Source organism: Pseudomonas sp. p21 (assembly GCF_001642705.1).
Taxonomy (GTDB): domain Bacteria; phylum Pseudomonadota; class Gammaproteobacteria; order Pseudomonadales; family Pseudomonadaceae; genus Aquipseudomonas.
In genome coordinates this window covers 513,955-528,612 of record NZ_LWBV01000003.1, presented here as the reverse complement: position 1 = coordinate 528,612, position 14,658 = coordinate 513,955, and the positions used below count along the sequence as shown (strand labels likewise).

Below are 14,658 nucleotides of genomic sequence, written 5' to 3'. Positions count from 1 at the left end.
CACTGGTGATCCCCGAACTCGGCCAGCTGGCGATGATCCTGGCCATCTGCTTTGCCGCCGTGCAGGCCAGCGTGCCGCTGCTCGGTGCCTGGCGTGGCGACAGCCTGTGGATGAGCCTGGCACGGCCGGCGGCATGGGGGCAGTTCGCCTTCCTGGCCTTTGCCTTCGCCTGCCTCACCCATGCCTTCATGACCGACAACTTCTCGGTTGCCTATGTGGCCAGCAACTCCAACAGCGCCTTGCCCTGGTACTACAAGTTCAGCGCCGTGTGGGGCGCCCACGAAGGTTCGCTGTTGCTGTGGGCGCTGATCCTCGGCGGCTGGACCTTCGCCGTGTCGGTGTTCTCGCGGCAGTTGCCGCAGGTGATGCTGGCCCGCGTGCTGGCGGTAATGGGCATGATCAGCGTGGGCTTCCTGAGCTTCCTGATCATCACCTCCAACCCGTTCCAGCGCTTGCTGCCGCAGGTGCCGACCGATGGCCGTGACCTCAACCCGCTGCTGCAGGACTTTGGCCTGATCGTCCACCCGCCGATGCTGTACATGGGTTACGTCGGTTTCTCGGTGGCCTTCGCCTTCGCCATCGCCGCCTTGCTCGGCGGCCGCCTGGACGCCGCCTGGGCGCGCTGGTCGCGGCCCTGGACCATCGTTGCCTGGGCCTTCCTCGGCGTCGGCATTACCTTGGGCTCGTGGTGGGCCTACTATGAACTGGGCTGGGGCGGCTGGTGGTTCTGGGACCCGGTGGAAAACGCCTCGTTCATGCCTTGGCTGGTGGGCACGGCGCTGATCCACTCGCTTGCGGTGACCGAGAAGCGCGGGGTGTTCAAGAGCTGGACCGTGCTGCTGGCAATTGCCGCGTTCTCGCTGAGCCTGCTGGGTACCTTCCTGGTGCGTTCCGGTGTGCTGACCTCGGTGCACGCGTTTGCCGCCGACCCGTCGCGCGGTATTTTCATCCTGATCTTCCTGCTTTTTGTAGTCGGTGGTTCGCTCACCCTGTTCGCCCTGCGCGCACCGGTGGTCAAGAGCCAGGTCGGCTTTGCCCTGTGGTCGCGCGAGACACTGCTGCTGGCCAACAACCTGGTGCTGGTAGTGGCGGCCTCGATGATTCTGCTCGGCACCCTGTACCCGCTGGTGCTCGATGCACTGACCGGGGCCAAGCTGTCGGTCGGCCCACCGTATTTCGATGCCTTGTTCCTGCCGCTGATGGCGCTGCTGATGGTGGTGCTGGGCGTGGGCGTGGTGGTGCGCTGGAAAGACACCCCCGGCAAATGGCTGGCCAGCATGATGACCCCGGTGCTGCTTGGCAGTGCCATCCTTGCGCCGGTGGCGGGCTTTATCGTCGACGACTTCGACTGGCCGACCCTGACCGCCTTCGCCCTGGCCGCCTGGGTGGTGCTTGGCGGGTTGCGCGACATTCTCGACAAGACCCGCCACAAAGGCCTGCTCAAGGGCCTGCCCGGCCTTGGCCGCAGCTACTGGGGCATGCAGCTGGCGCACCTGGGCCTGGCGGTGTGCGCGCTGGGCGTGGTGTTGTCGAGCAACAACAGTGCCGAACGCGACCTGCGCATGGCACCGGGCGAGAGCGTGGAGCTGGGCGGCTACCACTTCCTGTTCCAGGGGGCGAGGCACTTCGAAGGGCCGAACTTCATTTCCGACAAGGGCACCGTGGTGGTCAGCCGCGATGGCCGTGAAGTGACCACCCTGCACCCGGAGAAGCGCCTGTACACCGTGCAGCAGTCGATGATGACCGAAGCCGGCATTGACGCCGGCTTTACCCGCGACCTCTACGTCGCCCTCGGCGAACCGCTGGAGAACGGTGCCTGGGCGGTGCGCGTGCATATCAAGCCTTACGTCCGCTGGATCTGGCTGGGTGGTCTGCTGACCGGCCTGGGCGGGTTGCTGGCGGCCCTCGACCGGCGTTATCGCGTCAAGGTCAAGACCCGGGTGCGTGATGCCCTGGGCGTGTCTGGAGCAGCTGCATGAAGCGTTGGATCATGGTAGTCCCCCTGGCGGTATTCCTGCTGGTGGCGGTGTTCCTCTACAAGGGGCTGTTCCTCAAGCCCGACGAGCTGCCCTCGGCAATGATCGGCAAGCCTTTCCCGGCGTTTTCCCTGGCCTCGACCCAGGGCGACCGTACCCTGACCGAGGCCGACCTGCAGGGCCGCCCGGCGCTGGTCAACGTGTGGGCCACCTGGTGCCCGTCGTGCAAGGTCGAGCACCCGTACCTGAACCAGCTGGCCCAGCAAGGCGTGGTGATCCACGGCGTCAACTACAAGGACGACAATGCAGCGGCCCTGAAGTGGCTGGCAGAGTTCCACAACCCCTACCAGCTGGACATTCGTGACGAGCAGGGCAGCCTGGGCCTGGACCTGGGCGTTTATGGCGCGCCGGAAACCTTCCTGATCGATGCCAAGGGCATCATCCGCTACAAGCACGTGGGCGTGGTCGATGCCACAGTCTGGCGTGAGCAGTTGGCGCCGCTGTACCAGGGGCTGGTCGACGAGGCCAAGCCATGAAGCGGGGGTTGGCAGCTGCCGTACTGGGGCTCTTCATGGGGTTGAGCCTGGCTGGCGTGGCCAAGGCGGCCATCGACACCTACCAGTTCCGCGACGATGCCGAGCGTGAGCGCTACCAGCAACTGACCAAGGAACTGCGTTGCCCCAAGTGCCAGAATCAGGATATCGCCGACTCCAACGCGCCGATTGCCGCCGACCTGCGTCGGGAAATCTTCCGCATGCTCGGCGAGGGCAAGAGCAACCAGCAGATCGTCGACTTCATGGTTGACCGCTATGGCGACTTCGTGCGCTACAAGCCGGCGCTCAGCGGGCGCACCTGGCTGCTGTGGTTCGGCCCGGGGATTTTGCTGGCCGGAGGTTTCGTGGTGCTGGCGCTGATCGTGCGCCGGCGCCGCAGTGCGGCCGTGCAGGGCGCCAATGAGTTGTCCGCCGAAGAACGCGAGCGTCTCGCCAATCTGCTGGAAAAAGAACAGACCCATGATTGAATTCTGGCTTAGCGCGGGCCTGCTGCTGCTCGCTGCCCTCAGCTTCCTGCTGATCCCGATCCTGCGTGGCCGTAGCCGCCAGCTGGAAGAAGACCGCACCGCCCTGAACGTGGCCCTGTACCAGGAACGCGTCGCCGAACTGGCTGCCCAGCAGGCCGCTGGCGTGCTCGACGAGGCGCAGATGGCCAAGGGCCGTGACGAGGCCGCCCGTGAGCTGCTGGCTGATACCGAAGGTGCCGAGCCCCCGCGCCAGGGCCACCTGGGCAAGGCCCTGCCGTTGCTGGCGGCGCTGCTGGTGCCGCTGCTGGCATTGGGGCTTTACCTGCATTTTGGCGCGGCCGACAAGGTGGAACTGACCCAGGAGTTTGCCGAGGCGCCCAAGTCGATGGAAGAAATGACTGCTCGCCTTGAACGGGTAGTGCAGGCCCAGCCGGATTCGGCCGAGGCCGTGTACTTCTTGGGCCGCGCCTATATGGCCGAGCAGCGCCCCGCCGATGCTGCGCGTACCTTCGAGCGCGCCGTAGCCCTGGCCGGTCGTCAGCCCGAATTGCTTGGGCAGTGGGCACAGGCGCTGTACTTCGCCGCTGACAAGCAGTGGAGCCCGCAGTTGCAGGCGCTGACTGACGAGGCGCTGAAAGCCGACCCCAACGAAGTGACCAGCCTCGGCCTGCGTGGTATCGCCGCCTTCGAGGGCGAGCGTTACCAGGAAGCCATCGATTACTGGAAGCGCCTGCTGGCGCAGTTGCCGGAAGGCGATGCGTCGCGTGCGGCGTTGCAGGGCGGCATCGACCGTGCTGCCGAGCGCCTGGGTGGTTCGCCAGGGCAGGCTACGGCGCCGGTGGCGGCTCGCTTGAAGGTGCGCGTGGCGCTGGCGGCGGCGCTGAAGGACAAGGTCAAGCCGGACGACACGGTGTTCATTTTCGCCCGCGCCAGCAATGGCCCGCCCATGCCACTGGCGGCCAAACGGGTGACCGTGGCGCAGTTGCCGATCGAGGTGGAATTGTCCGACGCTGACGCCATGATGCCGCAGATGAAACTGTCGGACTTTGCCGAAGTCCAACTCGTTGCACGTGTATCACGCGCTGGCCAGCCAACCCATGGCGAGTGGATTGGCCAGGGCACACCACTGCCCAGCGCCACCCAGGCCATTCAGCACCTGACCATCGACAGCCCCGACCCGTAAGAGAGCAATACCATGCACAGCATCGTCCGCCTGACCCTGATCACCCTGGCCCTGGGTTTGTCTGCGTGTACGGTGCATGAGCCGTACGAGCAGCCCGAACCACCGATCGAACGCCTGCCACCGCAACAGGAACCGGCGGTCAAGCCCTTGCCTGGCAGGCAGCCGGCCCCGAGCAAGCCTGCGGCTACCCCCAAGCCGATGCCACGCACCTCGGCCAGCTTTGCGCCGCCACCGGGCGGGGCGAGCCATTGGGACCCGAAGCTGGGCGTGTATGTGCTGGAGAAGAAGCCCAATACCTTCTACCGCCAGCGGACCTACTACCGCTTCGACAACGGCTGGAGCTGGTCGCTGAGCCCGGATGGGCCGTGGCAGGAAACTGACAGTAGCGGTGTACCCGGTGGCCTGGGGCGTGCGTTCGCCCAATAACTGCAACGGTGCTTTTGCTTTAGCTTTTGCTTCTAAGCGCGCGATAGTTCAGGCGCCGCCGATTGCGACTTCAGGAGGCCGAGCGAAGGGCTTGCGGAGGGAGGTGACGGGCATGGATGCCCGTCAAGCGCTGAGGCCCCATGGATGGGGCCTGCAGCGCGTACTCCCGGGAGCAAGCCCGTAGCGAGGGGACCCCGTAGCGCAGCGGAGGGGCCGGATGATAGGAGCCAGCGTTTTTTGGTTACTTTTTGTCGCGTTTGACAAAAAGTGACCCGCCGTAAGGGCGGAAAGGTGACTTGGCGCCACCCGCTTGAATGAATGTCTACTCGATGTGAATGCCCACATCCAAAAAGCCAAAAAGCTTAAGCGACGGTTTTGATATAGCGAACAGTCCATTTACGATGGCGACGCTTACTCACCTTTTCGCCCTTACGGCGAGTCACTTTTTGCCAAACGCGGCAAAAAGTAACCAAAAAACGCTGCGCTCCCATCATCCGGCCCCTACGCTGCGCTCCGGGGTCCCCTCGCGCCGGTCTTGCTCCCGGGAGTACGCGCTGCAGGCCCCATCCATGGGGCCTCAGCGCTTGACGGGCATCCATGCCCGTCACCTCCCTCCGCAAGACCTCTGCTCGGCCTCCTGAAGTCGCGAAGATCAAGATCAAGATCAAGATCAAGATCAAGATCAAGATCAAGATCAAGATCAAGATCAAGATCAAGATCAAGATCAAGAGCATGCGCGGAGCTAAGCAGAACAGTGCAGTTTCACCTCGTTATTTCGGTTGACTGTACTGGCCAGTGACTCCGCATAATGCCCCTTCAAGAAAAGGAGGTGGCATGCACAAGACTGTCCTGGTGCTGGTGGAAACCGTCGACGATTACCTGCCCCTGCTGGAGCAGGCCGGCTACCGCTTGATCCGTGCCCCCTCGCCGCAACTGCGGGCCGAGGCCATCCAGCGCCATGCCCATGAAATCGAGGCCGTGCTCACCCGCGGCCCGCTGGGCCTGACTGGCGGCGAAATCGACGCTCTGCCCAAACTGCAGATCATCTGCGTGATCGGTGCCGGCTACGAGCAGGTCGACCTGGCCGCCGCCGCTGCGCGCGGCATCACCGTCACCAACGGCGCCGGGGCCAATGCCGACGCGGTCGCCGACCACACCCTTGCCCTGCTGCTGGCGCTGTTGCGCGACATTCCCCGCGCCGATGCCAGTACCCGCCGGGGCGAATGGAACCGGGTGATCAGCCCCTCGGTGAGTGGCAAGCGCCTGGGCATTCTCGGCCTTGGTGCGGTGGGGCTGGCAATCGCCAGGCGCGCCCATCTGGGCTTCGCGATGCCCGTCAGCTACCACAGCCGCACACCGCGCCAGGATGTGCCCTACACCTGGTACGACAGCCCGCTGCACCTGGCCGATGCCGTTGACATCCTGGTGGTGGCCACCCCCGGCGGTGCCAACACTCGCCACCTGGTCGATACCCAAGTGCTCGAGGCACTGGGGGCCGAGGGCTACCTGGTGAATATCGCCCGTGCCAGCGTGGTCGACACCCAGGCCCTGGTGACCGCGCTGCAGCACGGCCGGCTGGCGGGTGCGGCACTGGATGTGTTCGATGACGAGCCGGCTGTGCCCGATGCCCTCAAGGCGCTCGGCAACACCGTCCTCACGCCCCATGCGGCCGGCCAGTCGCCGGAGGCAGCGCGCGACACGGTGGCCCTGGTGCTGCGCAACCTGCAGGCGTTCTTTGCCGGTGAAGCCGTGTTGACCCCGGTACGCCAATAACCCTTTTTCATACATTTGCCTGGCCGCGACCGGGCAACAAGGAGTGTGTGCATGCAACTCGATATCTTCCAGGTCGATGCGTTTTCCACCGAACCGTTCGGGGGCAACCCGGCGGCAGTGATCCCGCTGCAAAGCTGGCTGCCGGACGATGTGCTGCAGCGCATCGCCGAAGAGAACAACCTGTCGGAAACCGCCTACTTCGTGCGCAACGGCGAAACCTTCGACCTGCGCTGGTTCACCCCGACCGTGGAAGTCGACCTGTGCGGCCATGCCACCCTGGCCTCGGCCTATGTGCTGTTCGAACAACTGGGCGAGCAGGCGCAGGTACTGCGCTTCAATACCCGCAGTGGCGAGCTGCGTGTCAGCCGCAATGCCGACGGGCTGCTGGCCATGGACTTCCCGGCCAAGCAGCCGGTCGCCGTGGACATCCCGCCGGGCCTGTTGCAGGCGCTGGGCCTTGGCCAGGCACAGGCGCTGTACCGCAGTGACGACTATGTGGTAGTGATCGATGACGCCCTGTTGCTCGACACCCTGAAACCGGACTTCATTGCGCTGTCGGCCTTCGACGTGCGCGGTATCGCCGTGACGGCGGCAGGCGGTGGCTTTGATTTCGTCACCCGCTGGTTCGGCCCGCGGGTTGGCGTGAACGAAGACCCGGTGACCGGCTCGGCGCACACCTCGCTGGCGCCGGTATGGGCCGAGCGCCTGGGTAAAAACGCGCTGCGCTGCGAGCAGGGTGGGGCGCGCAAAGGGCAGTTGCAGTGCGAAGTGCCGGGTAATGGCCGGGTGATCATCAGCGGGCGGGCGGCGTTGTACCTGCGCGGTACGGTGTACATCTGACCCCGGGTAACTGTCTTGTGCTGCCTGTGCCGGCGATGAAGCCGGTACAGGCATCTATACTTGCTGGCCCATCTACCGCTCAAGGAGCCAGCCATGGCCCTGGAAAAACAAGGCACCTGCCTGTGTGGCGCCACCCGGCTCAAGGTCACCGTCGACAACACCCATATCAGCGCCTGCCATTGCAGCATGTGCCGCAAATGGACCGGCGGCCCTTTGCTGGTGGTGCACTGCAGCAAGCCACCCGTGATAGAAGGGCGGGCCCCCAGCGTGTACGACTCCTCCGAGTGGGCTCAGCGCGGCTTCTGCGGCCAGTGCGGTACGCACCTGTATTACCGGCTCAAGGCCAATGACTTCCATGCCGTGCCGGTCGGCCTGCTCGACGGCGACCAGGAGTGGGACTTCGACCTGCAGATTTTCGTCGAGCAGAAACCGGCCTGGTACTGTTTCGCCAACCAGACCAAGGAACTGACCGGCCAGGAAGCCTTCGAGCAACTCGGCTGACGTGCACACGAACTTGCCAAATCGGTGCATTCCTGAGAAAAGGGCGGCTTTGTTTCCAGTGTTGGAGTATGCCCCGTGAGCCAAGAACTGCAGATCATCGACCTTGTGGAGGGGGATGGCAAAGCCGCCGTGAAAGGCGCCCTGATCACCACCCAGTACACCGGCTGGCTGGCCGACGGCAGCGAGTTCGACTCGTCCTGGTCACGTGGCAAGCCGTTCCAGTGCGTGATCGGCACTGGCCGGGTGATCAAGGGCTGGGACCAGGGCTTGATGGGCATGCGCGTGGGCGGCAAGCGCAAGCTGCTGGTACCTGCGCATCTGGGCTATGGCGAACGCAGCGTCGGGGCGATTCCGCCGAATTCGGATTTGACCTTCGAGATCGAATTGCTGGAAGTGCTGACGCGGGACGATTGAGTGGCCTATTGCAACCCGATGTTCTTGCGCCCTACACAATTCAGCAACACCCATCCTCTAACGTAAGCCTTGCCTAGGGAACGGCATCCACCTCCAGGGAGGAACCAAACGGGTTCAGGGCACTCTCACCCTCACTCGTTGCCAAGGACGGCATTCACTACAAGGATGCCCCGCAGTGCTGTTGGCGGGGTGATGTGGCGGGTCACCCCGATTTTTCTGCCACACGAGCCTGTCTTGATGAAGTTGCCAACATTCTTCCGCCGTCGTCGTCACTGGTTGCTGAGCCTGGTACTGACTGCCCTCGCCGTACCGCTGGCGCTGGAGGCTGTCGAAAGCCGGGCGCAACCGGTGGATGGCACCCAGACCCTGGTGTTCCTGCGCCACGCCGAGAAGCCGGGCGAAGGGTTGGGGCAGTTGAACTGCCAGGGCCTCAACCGTGCGCTGGACCTGGCTACCGTTCTGCCCGAGCGCTTCGGCAAGGCCGACTACGTGTTCGCTGCCAACCCCTCACGGCATGTCGAGGAAGGCAGCAAGGACGAAAGCTACAGCTATATTCGCCCGCTGATGACCATCAGCCCCAGCGCCATTCGCCTGGGCTTGCCGGTAAACATTGACTACGGCGCCAACGACACTGACGAACTGGCCGAAGAGTTGCTGCGCGACAAGTACCGTAATGCGACCGTGTACACCGCGTGGTCGCACGGCTACCTCCCCGACCTGATCAATGCCGTGGCTGGCAAGGCCCTGGGGGAAGAGCGGGTGATCACCCAGGACTGGAGCGGCGACGACTTCGATACCCTCTACGTGCTGACCCTGACCTGGCACGACGGCAAGGCCAGCCTGCTCAGCCGCAACGTGCGTCAGGGCCTGAATGATGGTGCGCATAGCTGCCCGACCTGATCCGCTGGTACTGCTCTGCCAGGAAGCCTGAATAATGATGCTTCGGCAGGGCCGGCCTCTTCGCGGGTAAACCCGCTCCCACAAGTACTGCACAGGCCCTGAGAGCAATGCGGTCCCTGTGGGAGCGGGTTTACCCGCGAAGAGGCCAGGTCAGGCGAAAGATGCCTAACGCCCGAACCGCATCGGCCAACCCAGCACTTTCTTCGCCCGTGGCGTGGCATAGGTACGTACCTTGGAGGTACTCAAGCCCATGCGCACCAGCGATTCGGCAATGGTCACCGCCGCGCTCACACCATCCACCACCGGCACGCCTGTGCGTTGGCGGATCTGCTCGTCCAGCCCGGCCATGCCGCCGCAACCCAGGCAGATCACCTCGGCCTTGTCCTCACGCACGGCGCGTTCCGCCTGCTCGACAATCGCCTCCACGGCGCGCTGCGGGTCGGCCTCCAGCTCCAGCACCGCCAGCCCGCTGGCCCGTACCGATGCGCAGCGCTCATACAGGCCGGAGAGCTTCAGGCGGTCTTCGATCAGCGGCACGGTGCGGTCCAGGGTGGTCACCACCGAGTAGGCATGGCCCAGGTACATCGCCGTGCTGGCGGCGGCATCGGTAATGTCCACCACTGGCACGTTCAGCAGTTCCTGCAGGCCTTCGCGGCCGTGTTCGCCGTAACCCGCCTGTATCACGGCGTCGTAAGGGCCTTCGTAGGCCAGCACCCGGTCCATCACGGCGATGGCGGCCAGGTAACTTTCGAAGTTGCCTTCCACCGACTCGGCACCGAACCACGGGGTGAGGCCGATGATTTCGGTACTGGGCGCGGCCACCGTACGGGCCTGTTCGGCAATGGCTTCGGTGATGGCTTCGGTGGTGTTGACGTTAGCGATCAGAATACGCATGGGCGGTCCTCCCTGATTAATGGCTGCTGTGATCAACGGCGATGCATTCGCCGCTGACGTCGTGGTATTGGCGTTTGCGTGGCGCGATCAGCAGGTACAGGGCGGCGGCGATGCCGGCACCGATCAGCCAGGAGAATGGCGCCACGCTGTGGAAGTTGGGTACCAGAGCCAGGACGATGGCCAGCAGCGCGGCCGGCACGAAGGCGGCCACGGCGCGCAGGTTGATGCCCTTGGTGTAGTGGTAGGCGCCGGCCGGGTCTTCGCTGTACAGCTGCGGCACGTTGATGCAGCCTTTGCGCAGCAACCAGTAGTCGGACATGATCACCCCGTACAGCGGGCCGAGCAGGGCACCCAGGCCGGACAGGAAATACACGATCACCAGCGGGCTGTTGTACAGGTTCCACGGCAGGATCAGCACCGCCAGGGTGGCGCTGATCAGCCCGGCGCGGCGGAAGTTCAGGTGGCGTGGTGCCAGGTTGCTGAGGACGAAGGCCGGTGCGACGAAGTTGGCCATGATGTTCACCGCCACGGTGACGATCAGGAAGGCCAGGCAGCCAAGGACCAGGAACGCTGTGCTGGGGATGGCGGCGACGATCTGGGTCGGGCTGTCGATGATCTGGCCGTTGATCCGGAACTGCGCGCCGCACAGCACCACGGTGATCATGGCGAACACCAGGATGTTCACCGGCAGGCCCCAGAAGTTGCCGACGCGGATGGTCTTGCGGCATGGCGAGGAGCGGGCGAAGTCACAGAAGTTCAGCACCAGGGTGCCGTAGATCGCCAGCCACAGTGCGCCGCCGGCAAAGATGTTGCGCCACATCTCGGAGCCGGTCAGCGGTTCGGCCACCGACCAGGCGATGCGGGCGTCGGCCTTGAAGTACATGAACACCGCCAGGGCGGCGACGGTCAGCAAAATCACCGGGCCGGCGAAGGCCTCGTAGCGGCGCACCATCTCCATGCCGTAGGCCAGGATCACCAGTTGCACCAGCCAGATCGACACGAAGCACACCCAGCCCAGGCTCGACAGGCCGAGGATGCTGTCATGGTCGTAGGCTGCCATTTGCGGCCATACGGCAGTGAGCAGGACACGCAGCACCACCGAAGCCAGGTAAGTCTGGATGCCGAACCAGGCGATGGCGATGACCGCGCGGATCAGCGCCGGGATCTGCGCGCCGTGGATACCGAAGGCGATGCGGCTGATGACCGGGAACGGCACGCCGGTCTTCTGGCCCATGTAGCCGGACAGGTTCATGAAGAAGTACACCAGCGCCGCGCCGATGGCCAGCGACAGCAGAATCTGCCAGCCACCCAGGCCGAGGGCGAACAAGCCCATGGCGAACGAGTAGTTGGCGATGTTGTGCACATCGTTGGTCCACAGCGCGAAGATGCTGTAGCCACCCCAGCGACGGCCTTCGACGCGCGTCGGGGCAAGGTCGCGGTTATGCAGGCGCGGGCTCAGGGCAAGTTCTGGCTGGCTGCCGGCAAGAGGGGAGGCGGGGTGGGTGCTTGCGACGGATAGTTCAGGGGCAAGGTTGAGGCTGGTACTCATTCCGGCGGGCTCCTGATGCACGTGGACTGCGATGAGCGGGCATGCGCACGGGCTCGCCATCTCGTCGGTGCAGCGTTGGCATCTCAGGGTTCTGGGCGCGGCGGCCGATGTTGGGTCGGCGTCGCGGGTTCTTGTGTACTTATGTTTTGATTGGTTTGTATACAAAACACGAACACACAAAAGCGAGTTCCATGCCAAGGGAAAAGCAACTTTCAGCTGGTCATAATTTCTAATCTATCTATTTGAAATATAAGTTAATGAAATAAATGGAATATAAGTTGACCAAGTGAACAGATTTAAATTCTTCGCGGGCTTATTAGTTGATCGATTGGTCAAAATTAGTTGCGGGAAGTGTGTAACGTATTGGGGCGCTATTTTGAAAAGTGCACACAAAAATGGCACCTATGGTGACATTCTTGTGTACAAAAATTAGTCAGCTTTTCCCTGTGGCGGCCTCTTCGCGGGCGCGCCCGCACCCACAGGGACCGCACAGCATCCTGGACTGTGGAGATCCTGTGGGAGCGGGCGTGCCCGCGAAGAGGCCAGAACAGGAGGAAATCAGTCCATCGGCGGCAACCGCCGCTTCACCGGGGTCTTCTTGATGATGGCGGTATTGGTCTCGGCCACCGTATAGAGGCGGTCGAGCAGGGTGTCCAGTTGCTCCATCGAGCGTACATGCAGGCGGGCAATGAAGCAGTCTTCGCCAATAACCTTGTCGCACTCGGTGAACTCGGGAATGGCGATGATCTGCCGCTCCACTTCCTGCAACTGCCCGGGTAGCGGGCGGATGCGCACGATGGCCTGCAGTTGGTAGCCAAAGGCTCGCGGGTCGATCTCTACGGTGTAACCGCGCAACACGCCGCGCTCCTCCAGGCGGCGCAGGCGTTCGCTGACGCTGGGCGCCGACAGCCCGCTGATTTGCGCCAGGGCCTTGAGCGAGCGGCGCGAGTCTTCCATCAGCGCGTTGATCAGCAGTTGGTCGATGGCATCGGTCATGGTCACCTCGATAAGGTTATTCGCGGGATTTACCTTGATAGTAAAGGCAAGCATGCCGATCTTCCTTCGTTATCCGCTGGAAGGCCGACCAGCAACCTTTGCATACTGTGTCCATCGTCAACAGGAGGTGTGAGATGGACAGTTCATTGCGTCGTGGCTCGGTGGAAATGGTTGCCGCCATGCTGATTTCCGGGACCATCGGCTGGTTCGTGCTGGTGTCCGGCCAGCCGGTGCTCGAGGTGGTGTTCTGGCGCTGCGTGTTCGGCGCCGTGACCTTGCTGGCGATCTGCGCAGGGTTCGGCTTCCTGCGGTCGGGCGTAATCAGCCGCACGGCGTTTCTGCTGGCGATCGTCAGTGGTGTAGCCATCGTCGGCAATTGGGTGCTGCTGTTCGCCTCCTACTCGCGGGCGTCGATTGCCATCGGCACTGCGGTGTACAACGTGCAGCCGTTCATGCTGGTGGGGCTGGCGGCAGTGTTCCTGGGCGAGAAGATCACCCTGGCCAAAGTCACCTGGCTGAGCGTGGCGTTCCTCGGCATGCTGGCCATCGTCAGTGCCCATGGCGCGGGGCAGGCTGGCGGTGAGGACTATCTGATGGGCATTGCGCTGGCGCTGGGGGCGGCCTTCCTGTACGCCATTGCGGCGTTGATCATCAAGCGCCTGAGTGGCACGCCGCCGCACCTGATCGCGCTGATCCAGGTGGCCACGGGTGTGCTGTTGCTGGCGCCTTGGGTGAAGCTGGGCGGGTTGCCGGGTGAAGTGCCGGCGCTGGCCAGCCTGGTGACCTTGGGCATGGTGCACACCGGCTTGATGTATGTGTTGCTGTACAGCGCCATTCAGCGTTTGCCCACAGCGTTGACCGGGGCGCTGTCGTTCATCTACCCGATTGCGGCGATTCTGGTGGACTGGGTGGCGTTCGGGCATCGGCTGGCGCCGCTGCAGTGGCTGGGGGTGGCGTTGATCCTGTTGGCGGCAGCGGGGATGCAGCAGGGGTGGTGGTTCCGGCCAGCGCGGGTTGTGGCCGAGGAATGAGGTGGTCTTGCCGGCCTTTTCGCGGGTAAACCCGCTCCCACAGGTGCTGCACATGCTTCGGGCCTGTGGTGATCCTGTGGGAGCGGGTTTACCCGCGAAAGGGCTCGCAAGGTAGAATGCCGCTTTTGCCTGCCTGCGACCCATGATGACTTCGCCGATCCAGACTCTGGAGCAACACCTGCTCGCCGCCCTCGACCCTGCCCCGCAGGAAACCCGCCGCCTGTTCCACGGCCGTGGTCGCTGCTGGGCGGGCCTGGAGCAGGTCACTGTCGACTGGTTGCAAGGGGTGCTGTCGGTCGCCTTGTTCCGCGAGCCGCCTGAAGGCCAGCTGGCCGAACTGGAAGCCATGCTGCGCACGCTCGCCGAGCGCCCGCAGTGGGCTGGCCAGGCCATCCTTGTCCAGCATCGCTACCTGCCCGACAGCCCGGGCCGGTGGCTGCTGGGCGAGCCGTGCCAGCAGCGCGAGGTGGTCGAGGATGGCCTTACCTACCTGCTGGACCTGGGTGTGCGGCAGAACAATGGCCTGTTCCTCGACATGCGCTATGGCCGGCGCTGGGTGCGCGAGCAGGCGGCAGGCAAGCGCGTGCTGAACCTGTTCGCCTACACCTGCGGTTTCTCGGTGGCGGCGATTGCCGGTGGCGCCGAGCAGGTGGTGAATCTGGACATGGCCAAGTCGGCGTTGTCCCGGGGCCGCGACAACCACCGCCTGAATGGCCACGATGCGTCGCGGGTGGCGTACCTGGGGCACGAGCTGTTCAAGTCGTGGGGCAAGGTGCGCAAGTACGGGCCTTACGACCTGATCATCATCGACCCGCCGACCTTCCAGCGCGGTAGCTTTGTGCTGACCCAGGATTACGCGAAGATCCTGCGGCGCTTGCCGGAGCTGTTGAGTGAGGGTGGGACGGTGCTGGCGTGCGTGAACGACCCGGGCATCGGGCCGGAGTTCCTGATCGAGGGGATGGCGGAGCAGGCGCCGGCGCTGGCGTTTGTCGAGCGGCTGGAGAACCCGCCGGAGTTTCCTGACGTGGACCTGGCGGGGGGATTGAAGGCCCTGGTATTCCGCCAGGTTTGAAGTTGCCCTTGCCGGCCTCTTCGCGGGTAAACCCGCTCCCACAGGAATCATGCACAGTTCAGGCCTGTGGTAATCCTGTGGG

General features: G+C 64.0%; 16 protein-coding genes. 13 read left to right on the top strand and 3 right to left on the bottom strand.

The annotated features are described in order from the left end of the window. Positions 1–5: 5 nt before the first annotated feature. From A4C63_RS11825 to A4C63_RS11775, 11 genes are all read left to right on the top strand, one after another. The gene (locus A4C63_RS11825; RefSeq protein ID WP_015271186.1) at positions 6–1,979 is read left to right on the top strand and encodes a heme lyase CcmF/NrfE family subunit; all 1,974 of its coding nucleotides are present in this window, start codon (positions 6–8) and stop codon (positions 1,977–1,979) included. After that, positions 1,976–2,512 (top strand): DsbE family thiol:disulfide interchange protein, encoded by a 537-nt coding sequence (locus A4C63_RS11820; RefSeq protein WP_063912812.1) that lies wholly within the window; start codon positions 1,976–1,978, stop codon positions 2,510–2,512. The genes A4C63_RS11825 and A4C63_RS11820 overlap by 4 nt, the downstream gene beginning before the upstream one ends. Beyond that, on the top strand, positions 2,509–2,997 hold the full coding sequence (locus A4C63_RS11815) for a cytochrome c-type biogenesis protein (protein ID WP_063912811.1): 489 nt from the start codon (positions 2,509–2,511) through the stop codon (positions 2,995–2,997). The genes A4C63_RS11820 and A4C63_RS11815 overlap by 4 nt, the downstream gene beginning before the upstream one ends. Beyond that, on the top strand, positions 2,990–4,180 hold the full coding sequence (gene ccmI, locus A4C63_RS11810; RefSeq protein ID WP_063912810.1) for a c-type cytochrome biogenesis protein CcmI: 1,191 nt from the start codon (positions 2,990–2,992) through the stop codon (positions 4,178–4,180). The genes A4C63_RS11815 and ccmI overlap by 8 nt, the downstream gene beginning before the upstream one ends. A 12-nt stretch (positions 4,181–4,192) precedes the next feature. Further along, positions 4,193–4,606, top strand: coding sequence for a hypothetical protein (locus A4C63_RS11805; protein WP_063912809.1), 414 nt, complete (start codon positions 4,193–4,195; stop codon positions 4,604–4,606). Positions 4,607–5,203: 597 nt separating this feature from the next. After that, entirely contained in the window at positions 5,204–5,389 is a 186-nt protein-coding gene (locus A4C63_RS11800) for a hypothetical protein (protein WP_063912808.1), read from the top strand. A gap of 51 nt (positions 5,390–5,440) precedes the next feature. Next, positions 5,441–6,379, top strand: a complete 939-nt coding sequence (locus A4C63_RS11795) for a 2-hydroxyacid dehydrogenase (protein ID WP_063912807.1) — start codon at positions 5,441–5,443, stop codon at positions 6,377–6,379. Positions 6,380–6,430: 51 nt separating this feature from the next. After that, positions 6,431–7,219, top strand: a complete 789-nt coding sequence (locus A4C63_RS11790; protein ID WP_063912806.1) for a PhzF family phenazine biosynthesis protein — start codon at positions 6,431–6,433, stop codon at positions 7,217–7,219. A 93-nt stretch (positions 7,220–7,312) separates the two neighbouring features. Next, positions 7,313–7,720, top strand: a complete 408-nt coding sequence (locus A4C63_RS11785; RefSeq protein ID WP_063912805.1) for a GFA family protein — start codon at positions 7,313–7,315, stop codon at positions 7,718–7,720. A gap of 75 nt (positions 7,721–7,795) precedes the next feature. Next, positions 7,796–8,134 (top strand): FKBP-type peptidyl-prolyl cis-trans isomerase, encoded by a 339-nt coding sequence (locus tag A4C63_RS11780; RefSeq protein WP_003254365.1) that lies wholly within the window; start codon positions 7,796–7,798, stop codon positions 8,132–8,134. 237 nt (positions 8,135–8,371) lie between these two features. Continuing rightward, on the top strand, positions 8,372–9,034 hold the full coding sequence (locus A4C63_RS11775; protein WP_063913078.1) for a hypothetical protein: 663 nt from the start codon (positions 8,372–8,374) through the stop codon (positions 9,032–9,034). Between the two features lie 165 nt (positions 9,035–9,199). Here the strand turns inward: A4C63_RS11775 and A4C63_RS11770 are convergent, their stop codons facing one another. The 3 genes from A4C63_RS11770 to A4C63_RS11760 form a co-directional block, all read right to left on the bottom strand. Then, entirely contained in the window at positions 9,200–9,928 is a 729-nt protein-coding gene (locus tag A4C63_RS11770) for an aspartate/glutamate racemase family protein (protein ID WP_063912804.1), read from the bottom strand. A gap of 16 nt (positions 9,929–9,944) precedes the next feature. Next, a complete protein-coding gene (locus A4C63_RS11765; RefSeq protein ID WP_063912803.1) occupies positions 9,945–11,477 on the bottom strand; it encodes an NCS1 family nucleobase:cation symporter-1 in 1,533 nt (510 codons plus the stop codon). Between the two features lie 558 nt (positions 11,478–12,035). Continuing rightward, positions 12,036–12,473, bottom strand: coding sequence for an Lrp/AsnC family transcriptional regulator (locus A4C63_RS11760; RefSeq protein ID WP_063913077.1), 438 nt, complete (start codon positions 12,471–12,473; stop codon positions 12,036–12,038). Positions 12,474–12,607: 134 nt separating this feature from the next. Here A4C63_RS11760 and A4C63_RS11755 point away from each other — a divergent pair, with 134 nt between their 5' ends. Both A4C63_RS11755 and A4C63_RS11750 read left to right on the top strand, forming a co-directional pair. Continuing rightward, positions 12,608–13,504: a DMT family transporter gene (locus A4C63_RS11755; protein ID WP_063912802.1), complete on the top strand. Its 897-nt coding sequence runs from the start codon at positions 12,608–12,610 to the stop codon at positions 13,502–13,504. A gap of 145 nt (positions 13,505–13,649) precedes the next feature. Next, complete coding sequence (locus tag A4C63_RS11750; protein WP_063913076.1) at positions 13,650–14,576, top strand: class I SAM-dependent methyltransferase; 927 nt, start codon at positions 13,650–13,652, stop codon at positions 14,574–14,576. The last annotated feature ends 82 nt before the right edge of the window (positions 14,577–14,658 follow it).